The sequence below is a fragment of the Mycobacterium sp. genome, from assembly GCF_049585075.1.
Lineage (GTDB): Bacteria > Actinomycetota > Actinomycetes > Mycobacteriales > Mycobacteriaceae > Mycobacterium.
The window spans coordinates 1-15,083 of sequence record NZ_JBAUZA010000009.1; the positions used below are offsets into that span (position 1 = coordinate 1).

Genomic DNA, 15,083 nt, shown 5'->3' on the forward strand with positions numbered 1-15,083 from the left:
CATATGCATTTTGGGGCCAAAAAGATCGTTGTGGTCGGAGGTAGTGAATGCAACAAGAACCCGGCCGCGACGCGTTGGGTACTTGATCATGAGTGAATCGCCAAGGCCGATGGGCAGCATCGAACGCAGTGCCCACGATGGACTACAGACGGTCATAACCGACAACGCCCAAGACGGTCGGTTTGAGGCCACTGTAGGCGACCAGGTGATCGGTCGGCAGCCCTACCGCCGCTACCGCGGCCACATCGTGTTGATGGCCACCGAAGTCGATACGCAATGGCGCGATCGAGGCCTCTCCTCGGCGATGATCAGTGGTGTGCTCGCACTGATCCGGCGGGCCGGACACACGGTCGTTCCGCGGTGCAAGATCACGGGTGACTACATTCTGCGCCATCCTGAATACCGAGACCTGGTGGCCGACCAGTATCAGGGATTGCTCCGCCCAGTGTCGCGGCCCGCTGCGCCGGCGCCTCCGGACCACGCGTAATCGGCCTTCCAACTCGGATGCATTCGAAAAGGGTGGAGATGACTGAGGCTTATGTTTTGGGGGGCGTACGGACCCCGTTCACTCGCTATGGCGGCACGTTGTCAGGCATTCGGGCCGATGACTTGCTGGGTATGACGATGAAGGGCGCCTGCGACCGGCTGGGCGTGCCACTCGGTGCCGTGGAAGACATTGTGGCGGGTTGCGTGAACCCTGCTCACGAGGGCATGGGCGACGTCGCCCGGTGGGCAGCGTTGGCTGCCGGATTTCCTGACACCGCGGCGGGAATCACCGTGAACAGATTTTGCGGATCATCCCTAAGCGCGGCGGTGACCATTAGCCACGCGATTAAAGCCGGCGACCTCGGCCTGGGTATCGCCTGTGGAGTCGAGTCGATGTCTCGATCAGGGTGGGCGCTGATGAAGGGCGACGCCGCGTTCAGTCCCCGAGGTCCGGTTCTCATGCTCGACACCATGTGGAGCGGCGCTGGAGGACCGCCCAGCCCCGTGTTGCTGGCCCGCAACGCTTACATCAGCATGATCGAGACCGCGCAAAACGTCGCCGATCGCTACTCACTGAACCGCGAGGAAATCGACGCCTTCGCCCTGCGATCACAGCAACATGCTAAGGCTGCCCGCGATCGAGGTCGGCTAGCCAAAGAGATTATGCCCGTGCCGATCCCGGCGACGAAAAAGACACCTGCCCGGCTGGCAGAACATGATGAGTTCATCCGGGATGACACCACCGCCGAGGTGCTGGCGGCTCTACCGGCCCAGCCCGGCACGACCCAAATGACGGCGGCCAACTCCTCGCCTTTAAGTGATGGTGCCAGTGCGGTAGTCATCGCTTCCGGGGAGCGAGCCAGCGAACTCGGCGTCGAGCCGTTAGCCCGAGTGGTGTCGAGTGCGGTCTATGGCATCGACCCGCTCATCATGGGCGTGGCCCCGGCATGGGCGATCCCGACCGCGATCCGCCGGGCAGGACTTAAGCCCGAGCAGATCGATGTGTGGGAGGTGCACGAGGCGTTCAGCGCCCAGGCGCTAGGGGTGCTGCGGGAATTGCCAAACCAGTTGGACGGTTTCGTGGTGCCCGATGACAAGCTGACACCCAATGGTGGCGCGGTCGCGATCGGACATCCCTTCGGGGCTACGGGAACTCGCTATTTGTTGACGCTTGCCACCGAATTGGCTGAAAGGGGTGCTCGTTACGGGGTGATTGGGATCTGCATCGGCTCGGGGCAGGCAGTAGCGGTGGTTCTTGAAAACGTTGTCATGCCAACGCATCGCCGCTGACTGATGGCCGACACAACCCGGATTCGTGATGTCATTGTCGTCGGGTCAGGCCCGGCCGGATATGCAGCGGCGATCTACACGGCTCGGGCCGGGCTGGACACCCTCGTCATCGAAGGCCATGAACCCGGCGGTGCCCTCGTGGCCGCCGGGGACGTCGACAACTACCCCGGTGTCGGCCCATTCGTTTCGGGTCCCGCGCTGGCTGACACGATGCGGCGCCAAGCACAGCACTTCGGCGCCAAGTTATGCCGAGGCTACGTCGACAGATTCGATCTCGGCGACGAGCCCAAGACGGTCAGCATTCGCGAAACCCACCACCACGGCCGTGCCCTGATTCTTGCCATGGGCTCGGCCCCCCGGCCCCTCAACGTGCCCGGCGGACGCGGGCTCCTCGGCCACGGCGTAAGCACCAGCGCGAAACGCGACGGCGCACAGTTCACCGGACGTGACGTCGCCGTCATCGGCGGCGGCGACGGTGCCGTTGAAGAGGCGCTTCACCTGGCGCCACTAGCCCACCACGTCACCCTCATCCACCATCGCCCCCGACTACGGGCATCAGCCGTTGCCGTTGCCCGCCTGCAGGCGCATCCCAACGTGGCGATCCTGACATCTACCGAAGTGCTTGCCGTGCAGGGCGACCCACACGTCACAGGATTGCAGATACGCGACACGCGTCACGGCGGCGACTCCACCATTGCGGTCGCGGCCGTTTTCGTCGCCATCGGCCAAACGCCGCGCTCAGATCTATTGGTCGGAGTCGTCGAACTCGACGCAGGTGGCTTCATCCTGACCAAAGACGAAACGACCACCACCTCCCTGAAGGGCGTATTCGCTGCCGGCGACCTGATCGACCGCCGCTACCACCAGGCAGTCACCGCCGCAGCCAGCGGCTGTGCGGCCGCGCTCGATGCCGAGCGCTGGCTGAGCCAATCGGCCTGTCCTCTACCAGATTCCACTACCAGGAAGGAAAGATCTCCCTCATGACCACACCCCTGCCCATCACGGTGACTGACGCCTCGTTCACCACTGATGTCCTCGACAGCCCCACACCTGTACTGGTTGATTTCTGGGCCCCATGGTGTGGCCCGTGTCGTGCGGTCGCACCGATCCTGGAGCAGATCGCACGAGAGCACGGGGATAAGTTGACCGTGGCCAAGCTTGACATCGATGCAAACCCGCTGACTGCTCAACGGTTTCAGGTGGCGTCGATCCCCACCATGATGGTCTTCAAGGGCGGCGTGCCAACCACCCGCTTGGTGGGTGCACGCCCAAAGTCGGCCCTGCTCCACGAGCTTCGTGACTACCTCTAGACAAGCCGGCCGTTAAGGCCACACCCGACGAGGTCAGTCCGCTAACAGATCAGGCCGTTAACAGAATGGAGATAGCTCCTTTGGCTTCGAAGATCGCGAGGTGAATACGATCGGGGCTTTCGTGTCCGTGTTGGCGTAGCACCGCCTCGAGATCGGCACTGGTTAGTCCGCATCGACGCAGGTTGCGTCGGTCGACGTGTCCGTTGCGGATCAGCACTTTCAGAGGTGGATCGATGAAACGTCGAATTCCCGGGATGAAGCGCAATCTCGCAAGTACCGCGTGGGTGATTAGGAGGCAAATGAGCGCCGCGGTTGCGTTGAGCCACGAGGTATCAGTGGCGGTAGCAGCCCGACCGACGATGGCTCCGGCGGCGACCGCAGCGATCCAATCGAAGGGCGCAAATTCGGCGAGGGTGCGGCGTTCCGTGAAGCGAAATAAGACCGCAGCCGTGAGGAACAGGGTCGAGGCTTTGATGGCGGCAACGACGGCACCGTGCGGGTCACCGATCAGCACATGAAATATTCGGTCCACGCATGCCTCCGTTCCAGGGGCGAGTCATCGACTTTTGCGGCCTTTTGTCGTGGGCCTGGGGACCGCGGCATGTCTGGGCGACGATAACCATTGTCAGTCAAGCCAATTCACCTGAGAAGCGCGTGGCGGGGCGGCATTCTCAGGCCCAATTTGCGGTGCCCCGAGGCGTCGATGCATCGGGGCGACGCTTCGCGTCCTGGTACCGACGTCTATTTGCTGCCGGATCCGACGATGGCGACGACCTCGATCTCGATGCGCTGGTGGGGCAGTGCGAGCGCCTCGACGCCCAGCGCGGTCCACAACGGCGCACTTTCGCCGAACCGCTTGCGGAACTGGTCCACCATCACCGACATGTGTTGATCACCAATGGAATCGTCGGCAGCGGGGACGTGGTAGGAGTGGATGTTTACAACGTCGCGCCAGCCAGCACCCGCCTCAGCGAGGGTCTTTTCGACATTGTCACACGCCTTGACGATCTCGTCCTCCAGGGATGTGGCCGACAAGGTGAAATCCGCGTCCCAGCCGCCTTGGCCGGAGATCTCGATGCGATCGCCGATGCGTAGAGCTTGGCTGTAGTGGTTGCGGGTACGGGCAATCTCGCCATATCCGGGCGTGTCGAAGAATTCAGGATTGGACATGCGGGTGTTTCCTCTCATCGGTCCGGACGTTGGGGTCGCGGCTCGGATCAATGACCACTATCGGTGCGCGTGGGGTGAAATGTCCTCATCCGGCTGTGCAATTCACCCGGGTGAGAGGCCGCGAGAATTCGTGCCGACCCGTCAGTTCTCATTGCCTCCCAGTGTGGTTGGGGTTTCGCCTCTGATGGCGGCGATGGACTCGGCGTCCTCCACCACGACTTGGTTGGCGGCGCGTAGTACCGCGCGCACGTCGCCAGCGGGTATGACCGCGGCGCCGGAGGCGTCGGCGAAAACGTAGTCGCCGGGACGGACCGCCACCCCGGCGACTACGACCGGACGGTTCGCCTCATAAGGGGTGACCGTGTCGCCGCCCGCCCGTGTTGTTTCGCCCCGGCAATAGATGGCGAGGTCGTAGAGTTCGAGCTCGGCGAAATCGCGCAGCCGCCCGTCCGCGAGAATGCCGGCGAGCCTGTGGTTTCGGACACGCGACAGCTTTGTCCCACCGCCCAGTGACGCATCGGTGTAGCCGTTGCTGGCCAGGACCAGCACGTGCCCGCCAGCGCCGCCTTCGATGGCGTCGTAGAACAACCTCTTGAAGTTGTAGCGCTCGGGCGGGAGGGCGGCCCGGCACGCCGGGAAGTAGGAGATTGTCACGGCGGGGCCGAAGAGCCTCCGGCCGGGTGTCGGGCTCACCAGGTCGAGGAGATGACACCGATGTTGGTGCCGTCGCCCCATGGCGTCCACGATGTCGGCGGTGCGCACGCGACCGGCGAGTGCGTCGAGGGACTCCATCAGCCGGCCGGGATCGGGACACGCCAGGACGAAGCGCCGCGGAAGTCCAGCCACACGTCGGTGGGCGTTTGCACCAACCGGGCCAGGATGTCTCCGCAGCCCGGGCAGCGCACCACGATGCCGGGCCCGCGGTGATAGACGTGACTCTCGGCGAAGGCCCCGACATGACCACATCCGGCGCAGGTCAGCATCGCGGTGGTGACATCGAATCCGAGCACGTCTGCGAAGGCGCCCCCGGCGGCGTTGCCGTCGACGTGCGTTGGTTCGGTCATCATTCCTCGCTTCTCATTACTGGCTCGGTCCGAACCGCTCGGTCCGGATGGCCGATGGCTGATGCCCCTGCTCGATCAGCGTGGTGGTCACCGATTCCACAAATCCCGTTGGGCCGCAAACGTAGACGCGCACCCCGTCGGCGGGCGCCCACTCCGTCGGAGCGAGGTCAGCGGCGAGGACCCGGCCGGCCGGCCGGGCGGTCTTCGGCGCGGCTGTGCGGGTGTAGACCAGCGCGACCTGGAGCCAGTCACATTCGCGCTCGAGGCGGCCCAGCTCTTGGGCGTAGTACACGTCGGCGGGAGTGCGAACCGAATAGACCAACCGAAAGTCCGCGCTGCCCAACACTACCCGCTGTCGCAGCATTGCCATCAACGGCACAATTCCCGATCCACCGCCGACGAGCAGAACCCGAGCCTGCTCGTCCGGCCGCCAGACGAACCAGCCGCCGATAGGTCCGCGAAGTTCGATCTCGGCGCCGACGGGGATGCCGATGAGGTAGGGCGAGACCTCTCCGTCGGCGATCCCTTGCACGGTGAGTTCGATGCGCTCACCGTCGACCGGTCTGCTCAATGAGTAGCTGCGTTGGGCGCTGTACCCGTCCTCAGCGGTCAGCTTGAGATCAATGTGCTGGCCAGCCAAGTGGCCGCTCCAGCCCGGCACCGTCAGCCCGATCGTTTGCGCAGACTCGGTCTCGGGTACAGAGTCCACCACACGCGCGACCCGCCAGCCCAACTTCGGTTTCATGTAAGTGTCCACGGCCATCGTCAGTCCCCGGCGTAGCGTTGTTCTTGCCATGGGTCGCCGTAGCTGTGGTAGCCCAATCCTTCCCAGAATCCCGGTATGTCGCTGTGGCGCAGCTCAATCGATCTCACCCACTTCGCGGACTTCCAGAAATAGAGGTGCGGCACCAGCAGCCGTGCCGGGCCGCCGTGCACCGGGCTAAGCGGTGCGCCCTCGTACGCGTAGACGATCCAGGCCTTTCCGCCGAGAAGGTCGTCCAACGGAAGATTAGTGGTGTAGCCGCCGTACGAACCGACCAGTGCGAATCCGGCAGTGGTATCGGTCGATTCGAAAAATGTGTCCAGAGAAACGCCTTCCCACTTGGTATTCAGCTTGGACCACGTGGTTACGCAGTGGATGTCCACGTTGAGCCGCTCGCTGGGCAGGAGCTTGAGCTGGGCCCAGGTCCACGACCGTTCGGCGCCGAGCTCGTCGCGGATGGTGAATCGCCAGTCATCGAGATTGATCCGCGGCGTCGGTCCTGCTTGCAGGACAGGGAAGTCCGCGGTCAGATGCTGACCGGGCGGGAGCGCGGGGGCCGACTCAGCGCGGCGTCCGCGAAAGCCTTTGTTGACGATACTCATTGGTGCTCTCCGTGTGGCAGTGATTAGTCCAGGTCGTCGTGAGCTATCAGCCGCCGGGCTGCCTCGGTGATCGAGCCCGACAGCGACGGGTAGATGGCAAGTGTCTCCGCCAGCTCGTTGACCGTAATGCGGTTCTGCACGGCCATTGCAATAGGCAGGATCAGCTCCGAGGCGATCGGGGCGACTACCACACCGCCGATCACCACGCCAGTGGCGTGCCGGCAGAAGAGTTTGACGAAGCCGTGACGCAGCTCCGACATCTTGGCGCGCGCATTGGTTTCCAGGGGCAGCATGATGGTTCGTGCCAGCACCGAGCCGTCGTCGATCGCCGTCTGCGGAACGCCGACCGCCGCGATCTCGGGCCGGGTGAACACCGTCGCCGCGACGGTGCGCAGCCGGATCGGGCTGACGGCCTCCCCCAGCGCGTGATACATCGCGATCCGGCCCTGCATCGCGGCGACCGAGGCCAATGGCAGCAGGCCGGTGCAGTCCCCGGCGGCGTAGATACCGGGCACCGATGTCCGTGACACCCGGTCCACCTTCAGGTAGGCGCCGCGGCCCAGTTCGATGCCCACCCGCTCCAGGCCCAGGCCGCCGGTGTTCGGCACCGACCCGATGGTCATCAGGGCATGGCTACCCTCGACCGTGCGGCCATCGGTCATCGTTACCAGGATCCCGTCGTCGGTGCGTGTGACCGATTCAGCGCGAGCGTTTTTGATCAGCCGGACCCCGCGTTCGGCAAACGACTCCTCCAGCACGAACGCGGCGTCGGCATCCTCGTATGGCAGCACACGGTCACGGCTGGCGACCACCGTCACGGTGACACCGAGTTCGCTGTAGGCATTGACGAACTCGGCGCCGGTGACACCCGAGCCGACGACGATGAGATGGTCGGGCAGTGCAGCCAGGTCATATAGCTGGCGCCAGGTCAGGATGCGCTCATCGTCGGGCTGCGCGGACGGCAGGATCCGGGGGCTGGCGCCGGTCGCGATCAGTACGACGTCGGCGTCTCGCACCATAGTGGTGCCGTCCGGCGCGGTCACCTTGATGCAGTGGCGCGCCAGCCCGGGGATCGCGTCCAATAACTCACCGCGACCGGCGAGCAACTCGACGCCCATGCTGAGCAAGTCGGCGGTGACGTCGGCGGACTGGGCGGCGGCCAGCATCTTGACCCGCTGGTGGATTTCCGGCAACGAGATCTTGGCGTCGGCGATATCGATATCGATGCCGAACTCCCGTGGCGCTCGGCGCAGTTCGCTGCGCAGCCCGGTGGAGGCGATAAAGGTCTTCGATGGCACGCAGTCGCAAAGCACCGCCGCACCTCCGATACCGTCGGAGTCCACGACGGTGACCTGGGCCACCTCGGGACCGCGTGCGGCGGCGACCAGTGCCGCCTCGTATCCGGCTGGGCCGCCGCCCAGGATCACAATGCGGGTCACCACAGCTCAAACCTCACCAGCTGGCCAAACGCCACGTCATCACAGATGCCATCCCTCACCACCGCTGGTCTTCATCGACGACGATGTGCATGGCGGCTTCCTCAGCCGAGGCAGCGCCGCCGTCAATACCGACGTCGTGGGCAAGGTAATCCGCGCCTGGATCCGTAGGGTCGACGTCGAAGGCGACGAGCCGACCTGCGCGCATGTCGCCAACCTGATCGTCGATTGGCTCGCCATCGCTGTCGGCGCTATCACCGATTCCGTCGCCATCCCACTGATCGCCCACGTCGGGCACCTCGCGGGCCAGTCGGCGCGCCAGACTTTCATGGGTACGCGCTTCCCTGGTGGTGAGGCCCCAAGCACTCAGTTCACGCGGGCGTTCCGGTGGTGAGTAGCCTTCGTCGAGGTCGATGCCAGTCTGTTCTGAGTCCAAGCTTTCTTCTGGTTCGAGCAGATGTGCTTCCACGTCGTCGAATTCAGAAATCGCCATCAGCACCGTCTCCATTCCGTATCTGCAAGGTGACACTCGGTGGTTGTCTCAGCCGAGCGCCTCAACAAGGTCGCGGCAGGCTCGTTCACAGCGACGGCATACCTCGGCGCACACGCGGCAATGCTCGTGTTTCGGCGCATGCTTGTCGCACTCGTCTGCGCTTGTCTTACAGGCGAAGGCGCACGTTTCGAGCACCGTCCTAGTCAAGTTGGCGTCGTAGCCCGTGTGCCGGGACACGACGCGGCCGGTTGTCGCGCAGACATCCGAGCAATCAAGGCAAGTACGGATGCATTTGGTCAAGTGGTTGACGTCGTCTTCACTCAGACAGGAATCTGCACACGCTGTGCAGGCTTGATCGCATTCGAAACAGGCGTCGATACATGCGATCAGCTTGGCTCTATCAATCCGGCCTAGATCTCGTGGATAGGTCTCCAGCATTCTCCTGGCGGCGCTCACTATGTCCTCCTCGTTAGGGCGATGGTTGTCTCACACAACAGAACACGGCTGCGCGGGTGTAGACCTTAAGAGCATGGCGCGCAACGGGGTGAACTGTCGTCGCCCACCTCCGTCACTCACCCGGGTGATAAACGACAGACGAATCGTCAAGACCGGTGGATCGGGCCGGCAACCTTAACGTTTTCGTGTTGCGCAGCCGCCAGCGCACCCCTCCAGCAAGTAGCCACAACCCCGGCGGCCGACTTGTGTAGTGGGTAGCGCGTGCGCTCACCCGGATGAATTGCCTCGTCGGGTGATGACCACTCACCCTGCAGCGGTGGATGCTGGCCTCAGAACGGCAAGCGGAGGTTCTGTGGAGTCGAGGAAATACCGTACCTGCGGTCATGGCTGCGTAAGGCCGGGCTTCGTCAGAGTGCAATTGGCAACGCGGGCACTGCGGAACAAAGAAGGAATTGCGATGACCGGCACCTACCCCAGCATCACAGAGGACCGCCTGAGCCTAGCAAGCGACGCCCAGTCTCAACGCGTGCCAATACTTTTCGCAATGGAAGGAACATAACGTGGAACGCATGCGTGCGGAACGCACAAAGGTGCCAGACGGTCAGCTGAGGGCACAATTTGAAAGCGCCGTTGTTCCGCTCCTTGAGCCTCTCTATCGGCAAGCTCTTCGGATGACCTCCAACAGAGCGGATGCGGAGGATCTGGTGCAAGAGACAGTGCTCAACGCTTATGTTGGTCGCCGGGGATTCGAGCCAGGAACGAACTTCACAGCATGGCTGCGGCGGATCATGATTAACACCTATATCAGCAGCTATCGGAGGCAAAAGCGCCGTCCCGCAGAGCATCCGACTAGTGAGATCACCGATCAACAGCTAGCGGCCAGTGCCTCACGCACGCCTGAGGGCCTTCAGTCGGCCGAAGAGCAGGCGCTCGAAATGCTGCCAGACTCCTACCTCAAGGCGGCAATGATGTTCTTGCCTGAGCAGTTTCGCATCGCCATCTATTTTGCCGACGTTGCGGGGTACTCCTACAAGGAGATCGCTGCCATGATGGACACCCGACAAGGAACCGTAAGTTCGAGGCTCAACCGCGGACGAAAACAATTGCGCGATTTACTATGCGACTCGCCAGCCAACTATTCCGCCAGGACAATGAACGAGGCCCCGAGCGGAGCAACCCAACAGCGGACTCGCGTCAATGGAAGGTCTATGCACCGGTATCGAGTTCATGCGACTCGGTCGGCAGATCAGGAGGCGTGATGAATAAAGCGGGAGTTCAGGGCACGGGCAGGGTTTCCCCGTCCTCGCCCTGGAGTGTCAACCTGACGCTACCGGCACCGAAACAGCTGGCTTTCTATGCCGGCGTCGGTGCCATGGCCGCATTTGGGATGATGGAATGGCCCGTCGTCGCTGCGTTGGTGGTGGGTCACACGCTTGTCTACGCGCAGCACAACAAGGTTCTTCAATCACTTGGCGAGGCATTGGAAGAAGCCTAGGCGCAATGTGTTACGAGCCGGCACAGTGTTGGCGGCCGTTCGTTGCAGACTTGGTATCGTAGCCGGCGGCCATTATCACGTCTTTCCTGGTCCGCGCAGGACGTGGGCCTCACTGCGCATCCGTTCAATCATGTGTGGATAGTGCAGTTCGAAGGCGGGCCGCTCAGAGCGGATTCGGGGCAGTTCGGTGAAGTTATGCCGCGGGGGTGGGCTGCTGGTGGCCCACTCTAGGGAGTTGCCGTAGCCCCATGGATCGTCGACGGTGACTGGCTCGCCGTAGCGCCAGCTACGGAACACGTTCCACACGAACGGCAGCATCGACACCCCAAGGATGAATGCCCCGATCGTTGAGATGATGTTGAGTGTGGTGAACCCATCGGTGGGCAGGTAATCGGCGTAGCGGCGTGGCATCCCCTTACCGCCGAGCCAGTGTTGTACCAAAAATGTTGTGTGAAATCCGATCAGCGTCAGCCAGAAGTGCAACTTGCCCAGCCGTTCGTCGAGTAGCCGCCCGGTCATCTTGGGAAACCAGAAATACACCCCGGCGTAAGTGGCGAACACGATGGTGCCGAACAGCACGTAGTGGAAGTGGGCGACCACGAAGTAGGTGTCGGTGACGTGGAAGTCGATTGGTGGGCTGGCCAGCAACACGCCCGACAGGCCACCGAGCAGAAAAGTCACTAAAAAGCCTACCGCGAAAAGCATCGGAGTCTCAAAGGTCAACTGGCCCTTCCACATTGTGCCGATCCAGTTGACGAATTTGATTCCGGTGGGAACCGCAATGAGGTAGGTGGTGAAGGAGAAAAATGGCAGCAGCACCGCACCGGTGGCATAGAGATGATGGGCCCACACCGCGATTGACAGCGCCGCAATGCTGATGGTGGCGTAGACCATGGTGGAGTAGCCAAATAACGGTTTGCGGGAAAACACCGGGATGACTTCGGTGATGATGCCGAAGAAAGGCAGCGCGATGATGTAGACCTCGGGGTGGCCGAAGAACCAGAACATGTGCTGCCACAACAGGACTCCGCCGTTGGCTGGGTCAAATACGTGTGCGCCGAGGTGACGATCGGCGGTCAGCCCGAACAACGCGGCCGTCAGCAGCGGGAAGGCCACTAGGACCATGATGCTGGTGACCAGGATGTTCCAGGTGAAAATCGGCAGCCGAAACATCGTCATGCCCGGCGCGCGCAGGCACACCACGGTGGTGATCATGTTGACCCCGCCCAGGATGGTGCCCAACCCACCGACGATGAGTCCCAGGATCCACAGATCACCTCCCGGCCCCGGGGAATGGATCGCGTTGGAAAGCGGGGTGTAGGCGGTCCACCCGAAGTCCGCTGGCCCACCGGGGGCGAGGAAGCCGCCCAGGGCGATGATCGCACCGAAAACAAAGAGCCACAACGATAATGCGTTGAGCCGCGGAAAGGCGACATCGGGGGCGCCGATTTGCAGGGGCAGCACCAGGTTGGCGAACCCGAACACGATCGGGGTCGCATAAAACAGCAGCATCACCGTGCCGTGCATGGTGAACAGTTGGTTGTACTGCTCGTTGGATACGAACTGTAGCCCGGGGGCGGCCAGCTCGCCGCGTATCAGCAGCGCCATGAGCCCGCCGACGAAAAAGAACGCAAAGCACGCGACGACATACATGATCCCAATCACTTTGTGATCGGTCGTGGTGATCAGCCGGTAGATCAGGCTACCCGTGGGGCCGGTGCGCTGCGGGAATGGCCGGCTGGCTCGAAGCTCTCCCGATGGTGGCGCCGAGGTGGACATCAGATCGTCTCCTAGATTGGTGAACGTTGAAGCACCACAAAGTGTTTAGCGCTGAAGTGCCCGCGACCAGGACGCCGCGAACTTGGACACGCCGTCGTGTTCGAGCACAGCGAACACGTTGGGCAGATCGATACCGACCGCAGTCAGCCGGTCGAATACCTCTTGTGCCTGCACCGCCTTGCCAGTCACGGTTTCACCTGCGATGACGCCGTGGTCGGCCACCGCCTCCAGCGTCGGCTCAGGAATGGTGCTGACCGTGTTTGGTGCCACCAGTTCGGTGACGTACATCGTGTCGGGGTAGGCGGTGTTTTTTACTCCGGTGGAGGCCCACAGCGGGCGTTGCGTGCGAGCTCCGGCGGCGCGCAGCGCCGTGTAGCGTGGCTCGGCTTCGAAGACCTGCTGGTAGGCCGCGTAGGCCAATCGGGCGTTGGCGACGCCCGCCTGTCCCCGCAGTGTGAGTGCCTCATCGGTGCCGATCGCCTCGAGTCGCTTGTCGACCTCGGCGTCGACCCGGGACACAAAAAGTGATGCTACCGAATGGATTTGGGATAGGTCAGCGCCAGCGTGCTGGGCGGTTTCGATACCGTCCAGGTAGGCCTTCATCACCGCTCGGTGCCGTTGGACGGAAAAGATAAGCGTCACGTTGACAGAGACACCTTTGGCCAGCGCCGCGCTGATCGCGGGCAGCCCCGCCGCGGTGGCCGGTATTTTGATGAACACGTTGGGCCGGTCGACGATCTTGGCCAACTCGACGGCCTGCGTGACTGTCGCATCGGTGTTGTGAGCCAGCGACGGGTCGACTTCAATGGACACTCTTCCGTCGACGCCGTCGGAGGCCTCCCACTGAGGGCGCAGCACATCGCAAGCCGCCCGGACGTCGTCGGTGATCGCCGTGCGGACCGCGGTGTCAATGTCGGTACCGCCGGCCGTCAGCTCGGCGATTTGGCCATCGTAGGCGCAGCCGTGTGCAAGTGCGCGCTCAAAGGTGGACGGGTTAGTGGTCACGCCGACAACGCTTCTCGTGTCGATCAGTTGCTGCAGCCTGCCGGATTGCAACAGGTTGCGGGACAAGTCATCCAGCCAGACCGACACGCCCGCTGCCGATAGTGCAGCGAGATTCGGGTTCTGAGTCATCCCGTCACCGCCGCTCGCCGATTGCTGGGCCGCGGCAAAACCCATCCTGCGACACATACGGCCGCATAGAGCACCAATGGCGCGTACCCGCTGAACAGCAGCTGCCAATCAGGCGGAGTTGTCGGGTCCCTGTCCTGTGTTACCGAGCCCAGGTCGTTATTGAGTACGGTTGGCATGTTCTGCCGTAGCTGCCCCCGCGCCGGCACCGTCACCGCGGTTGGGCAACGTCCACTCGGGCCGAATGTAGTGGCAAGTGTAGCCGGATGGGTAGCGCTGCAAGTAGTTCTGGTGCTCGGGCTCGGCCTCCCAAAACTCGCCGGCCGGGTTGACCTCGGTGACGACCCTGCCGGGCCACACTCCTGACGCGTCGATGTCGGCGATGGTGTCCAACGCGATCTGTTTCTGCTCGTCGTCCAGATAGAAAATTGCCGACCGGTAACTGGTTCCGGCATCGTTACCCTGACGGTTCTTGGTGGTCGGGTCGTGAATCTGAAAGAAGAATTCCAGCAGTGCCCGGTAATCGGTCTCGTCTGGGTCGTAGGTGATTTCGAGTGCCTCGGCATGGCCGGGGTGATTGCCGTAGGTGGGATGCGTGTTGCTGCCGCCGGTGTAGCCGACACGGGTGGACACCACACCGGGCTGCTCCCGGAACAGGTCCTCCATGCCCCAAAAGCAGCCACCGGCGAGAACGGCGATCTTGTCGTGGTCGGTCATGATTGCTGCTCGTCGACGCTTTGGTATTGCTCCGATACATCTTTCGTGAACAACCGCAGATACTGCCCATACCCCTGAGCTTCCAGGTCATCGCGGTGGATGAACCGCAGCGATGCCGAGTTAATGCAGTAGCGCAACCCGCCGGCTTCTGTAGGGCCGTCCGGGAATACGTGCCCCAGATGGCTATCGGCGTGAACTGACCGCACCTCGACCCGTTCCATGAAGTGACTGCGGTCGCGCTTTTCAACAAGGCTGTCCGTGTTGATCGGCTGGGTGAAGCTGGGCCAGCCACTTCCGCTGTCGAATTTGTCCGACGAAGCGAAAAGCGGTTCACCAGAAACAATGTCAACGTAAATACCGGGTTCATGGTTGTTGCAATACTCGCCGGTGAACGGACGCTCGGTCCCGCTCTCCTGGGTGACGTGGTACTGCTCGGGGCTCAGCGCATCAACCGCCGCGGGGTTCTTGCCATATTGGTGTGACACTTGGTCTCCTTCGTTCGTGCAACTTTGTGGTGGTGCGATTAGCTTTTCGGTACGTCCGGCGTCGTTGTCGGGTTAGTTGCGGCCGGCCATGATGCCGCCGTCGACGTTGAGAATCGCGCCGGTGACCCAGCTGGCCTCATCAGACAGCAGATACGTCACGGCGCTGGCCACATCGGCCGGAGTGCCGACTCGTCCCAGCGGATGAAGCGGCGCAAAAGTATCCAGCGTCGTGTCGATCTCGTCCTTCGGTACCCACCGCTCCAAAGCGGGGGTCTTGACCGCGGCCGGTGCCACCGCGTTGACGCGGATCTTGTGCCCGGCAAGCTCGATGGCCAGGTTATGGGTGAGGGCGTGCAACCCGGCTTTTTGCATCGAGTGCCCAGACGATGGGGTCAGCCCGATGGCC

At 62.8% G+C, this 15,083-nt stretch carries 20 protein-coding genes; 6 read left to right on the forward strand and 14 right to left on the reverse strand.

What is annotated here, in order from left to right:
- The first annotated feature begins 88 nt into the window (after positions 1–88).
- Genes WB785_RS00400 through trxA form a run of 4 tightly spaced genes read left to right on the forward strand, consistent with a single transcriptional unit; the run spans position 89 to position 3,086 of the window.
- The gene (locus tag WB785_RS00400; RefSeq protein WP_424076728.1) at positions 89–487 is read left to right on the forward strand and encodes a GNAT family N-acetyltransferase; all 399 of its coding nucleotides are present in this window, start codon (positions 89–91) and stop codon (positions 485–487) included.
- Positions 488–525: 38 nt separating this feature from the next.
- Positions 526–1,776 carry a thiolase family protein gene (locus tag WB785_RS00405; protein WP_424076729.1) on the forward strand — a complete coding sequence of 417 codons (1,251 nt, stop codon included), beginning with the start codon at positions 526–528 and terminating at the stop codon, positions 1,774–1,776.
- Positions 1,777–1,779: 3 nt separating this feature from the next.
- Positions 1,780–2,760, forward strand: coding sequence for an NAD(P)/FAD-dependent oxidoreductase (locus tag WB785_RS00410; protein ID WP_424076730.1), 981 nt, complete (start codon positions 1,780–1,782; stop codon positions 2,758–2,760).
- The gene (gene trxA / locus WB785_RS00415) at positions 2,757–3,086 is read left to right on the forward strand and encodes a thioredoxin (RefSeq protein ID WP_424076731.1); all 330 of its coding nucleotides are present in this window, start codon (positions 2,757–2,759) and stop codon (positions 3,084–3,086) included. The genes WB785_RS00410 and trxA overlap by 4 nt, the downstream gene beginning before the upstream one ends.
- 49 nt (positions 3,087–3,135) lie before the next feature.
- Here trxA and WB785_RS00420 read toward each other — a convergent pair whose 3' ends face one another.
- The 9 genes from WB785_RS00420 to WB785_RS00460 all read right to left on the reverse strand — a co-directional run bounded on the left by WB785_RS00420 (position 3,136) and on the right by WB785_RS00460 (position 9,052).
- Complete coding sequence (locus WB785_RS00420) at positions 3,136–3,618, reverse strand: DUF421 domain-containing protein (protein ID WP_424076732.1); 483 nt, start codon at positions 3,616–3,618, stop codon at positions 3,136–3,138.
- Between the two features lie 209 nt (positions 3,619–3,827).
- Positions 3,828–4,256, reverse strand: coding sequence for a Rid family hydrolase (locus WB785_RS00425; protein WP_424076733.1), 429 nt, complete (start codon positions 4,254–4,256; stop codon positions 3,828–3,830).
- Between the two features lie 141 nt (positions 4,257–4,397).
- On the reverse strand, positions 4,398–5,048 hold the full coding sequence (locus tag WB785_RS00430; RefSeq protein ID WP_424076734.1) for an RraA family protein: 651 nt from the start codon (positions 5,046–5,048) through the stop codon (positions 4,398–4,400).
- Positions 5,048–5,323: a DUF6510 family protein gene (locus tag WB785_RS00435; protein WP_424076735.1), complete on the reverse strand. Its 276-nt coding sequence runs from the start codon at positions 5,321–5,323 to the stop codon at positions 5,048–5,050. The genes WB785_RS00430 and WB785_RS00435 overlap by 1 nt, the downstream gene beginning before the upstream one ends.
- 13 nt (positions 5,324–5,336) lie before the next feature.
- Positions 5,337–6,077 (reverse strand): ferredoxin reductase, encoded by a 741-nt coding sequence (locus WB785_RS00440; protein WP_424076745.1) that lies wholly within the window; start codon positions 6,075–6,077, stop codon positions 5,337–5,339.
- An 8-nt stretch (positions 6,078–6,085) separates the two neighbouring features.
- Complete coding sequence (locus tag WB785_RS00445) at positions 6,086–6,685, reverse strand: sulfite oxidase-like oxidoreductase (RefSeq protein WP_424076736.1); 600 nt, start codon at positions 6,683–6,685, stop codon at positions 6,086–6,088.
- A gap of 23 nt (positions 6,686–6,708) precedes the next feature.
- Complete coding sequence (locus tag WB785_RS00450; protein WP_424076737.1) at positions 6,709–8,127, reverse strand: NAD(P)H-quinone dehydrogenase; 1,419 nt, start codon at positions 8,125–8,127, stop codon at positions 6,709–6,711.
- A gap of 52 nt (positions 8,128–8,179) precedes the next feature.
- Positions 8,180–8,614: a DUF5709 domain-containing protein gene (locus tag WB785_RS00455; RefSeq protein WP_424076738.1), complete on the reverse strand. Its 435-nt coding sequence runs from the start codon at positions 8,612–8,614 to the stop codon at positions 8,180–8,182.
- A gap of 48 nt (positions 8,615–8,662) precedes the next feature.
- Complete coding sequence (locus WB785_RS00460; protein WP_424076746.1) at positions 8,663–9,052, reverse strand: four-helix bundle copper-binding protein; 390 nt, start codon at positions 9,050–9,052, stop codon at positions 8,663–8,665.
- Between the two features lie 587 nt (positions 9,053–9,639).
- Between WB785_RS00460 and WB785_RS00465 the strand changes: the two genes are divergently transcribed.
- Positions 9,640–10,329 (forward strand): sigma-70 family RNA polymerase sigma factor, encoded by a 690-nt coding sequence (locus tag WB785_RS00465; RefSeq protein WP_424076747.1) that lies wholly within the window; start codon positions 9,640–9,642, stop codon positions 10,327–10,329.
- Positions 10,329–10,565 carry a hypothetical protein gene (locus tag WB785_RS00470; protein ID WP_424076739.1) on the forward strand — a complete coding sequence of 79 codons (237 nt, stop codon included), beginning with the start codon at positions 10,329–10,331 and terminating at the stop codon, positions 10,563–10,565. Before WB785_RS00465 ends, WB785_RS00470 begins: the two co-directional genes overlap by 1 nt.
- 75 nt (positions 10,566–10,640) lie before the next feature.
- On the opposite strand, the gene ctaD is transcribed toward WB785_RS00470, so the two are convergent.
- The 5 genes from ctaD to WB785_RS00495 form a co-directional block, all read right to left on the reverse strand.
- Entirely contained in the window at positions 10,641–12,344 is a 1,704-nt protein-coding gene (gene ctaD, locus WB785_RS00475) for a cytochrome c oxidase subunit I (protein ID WP_424076740.1), read from the reverse strand.
- Positions 12,345–12,389: 45 nt separating this feature from the next.
- The gene (gene tal, locus WB785_RS00480; RefSeq protein WP_424076741.1) at positions 12,390–13,478 is read right to left on the reverse strand and encodes a transaldolase; all 1,089 of its coding nucleotides are present in this window, start codon (positions 13,476–13,478) and stop codon (positions 12,390–12,392) included.
- A gap of 156 nt (positions 13,479–13,634) precedes the next feature.
- Complete coding sequence (gene msrA, locus WB785_RS00485) at positions 13,635–14,192, reverse strand: peptide-methionine (S)-S-oxide reductase MsrA (RefSeq protein ID WP_424076742.1); 558 nt, start codon at positions 14,190–14,192, stop codon at positions 13,635–13,637.
- On the reverse strand, positions 14,189–14,677 hold the full coding sequence (gene msrB / locus WB785_RS00490) for a peptide-methionine (R)-S-oxide reductase MsrB (protein WP_424076743.1): 489 nt from the start codon (positions 14,675–14,677) through the stop codon (positions 14,189–14,191). The genes msrA and msrB overlap by 4 nt, the downstream gene beginning before the upstream one ends.
- A gap of 72 nt (positions 14,678–14,749) precedes the next feature.
- A partial coding sequence (locus WB785_RS00495; RefSeq protein ID WP_424076744.1) for an SDR family NAD(P)-dependent oxidoreductase occupies positions 14,750–15,083 on the reverse strand: 334 nt, incomplete at its 5' end.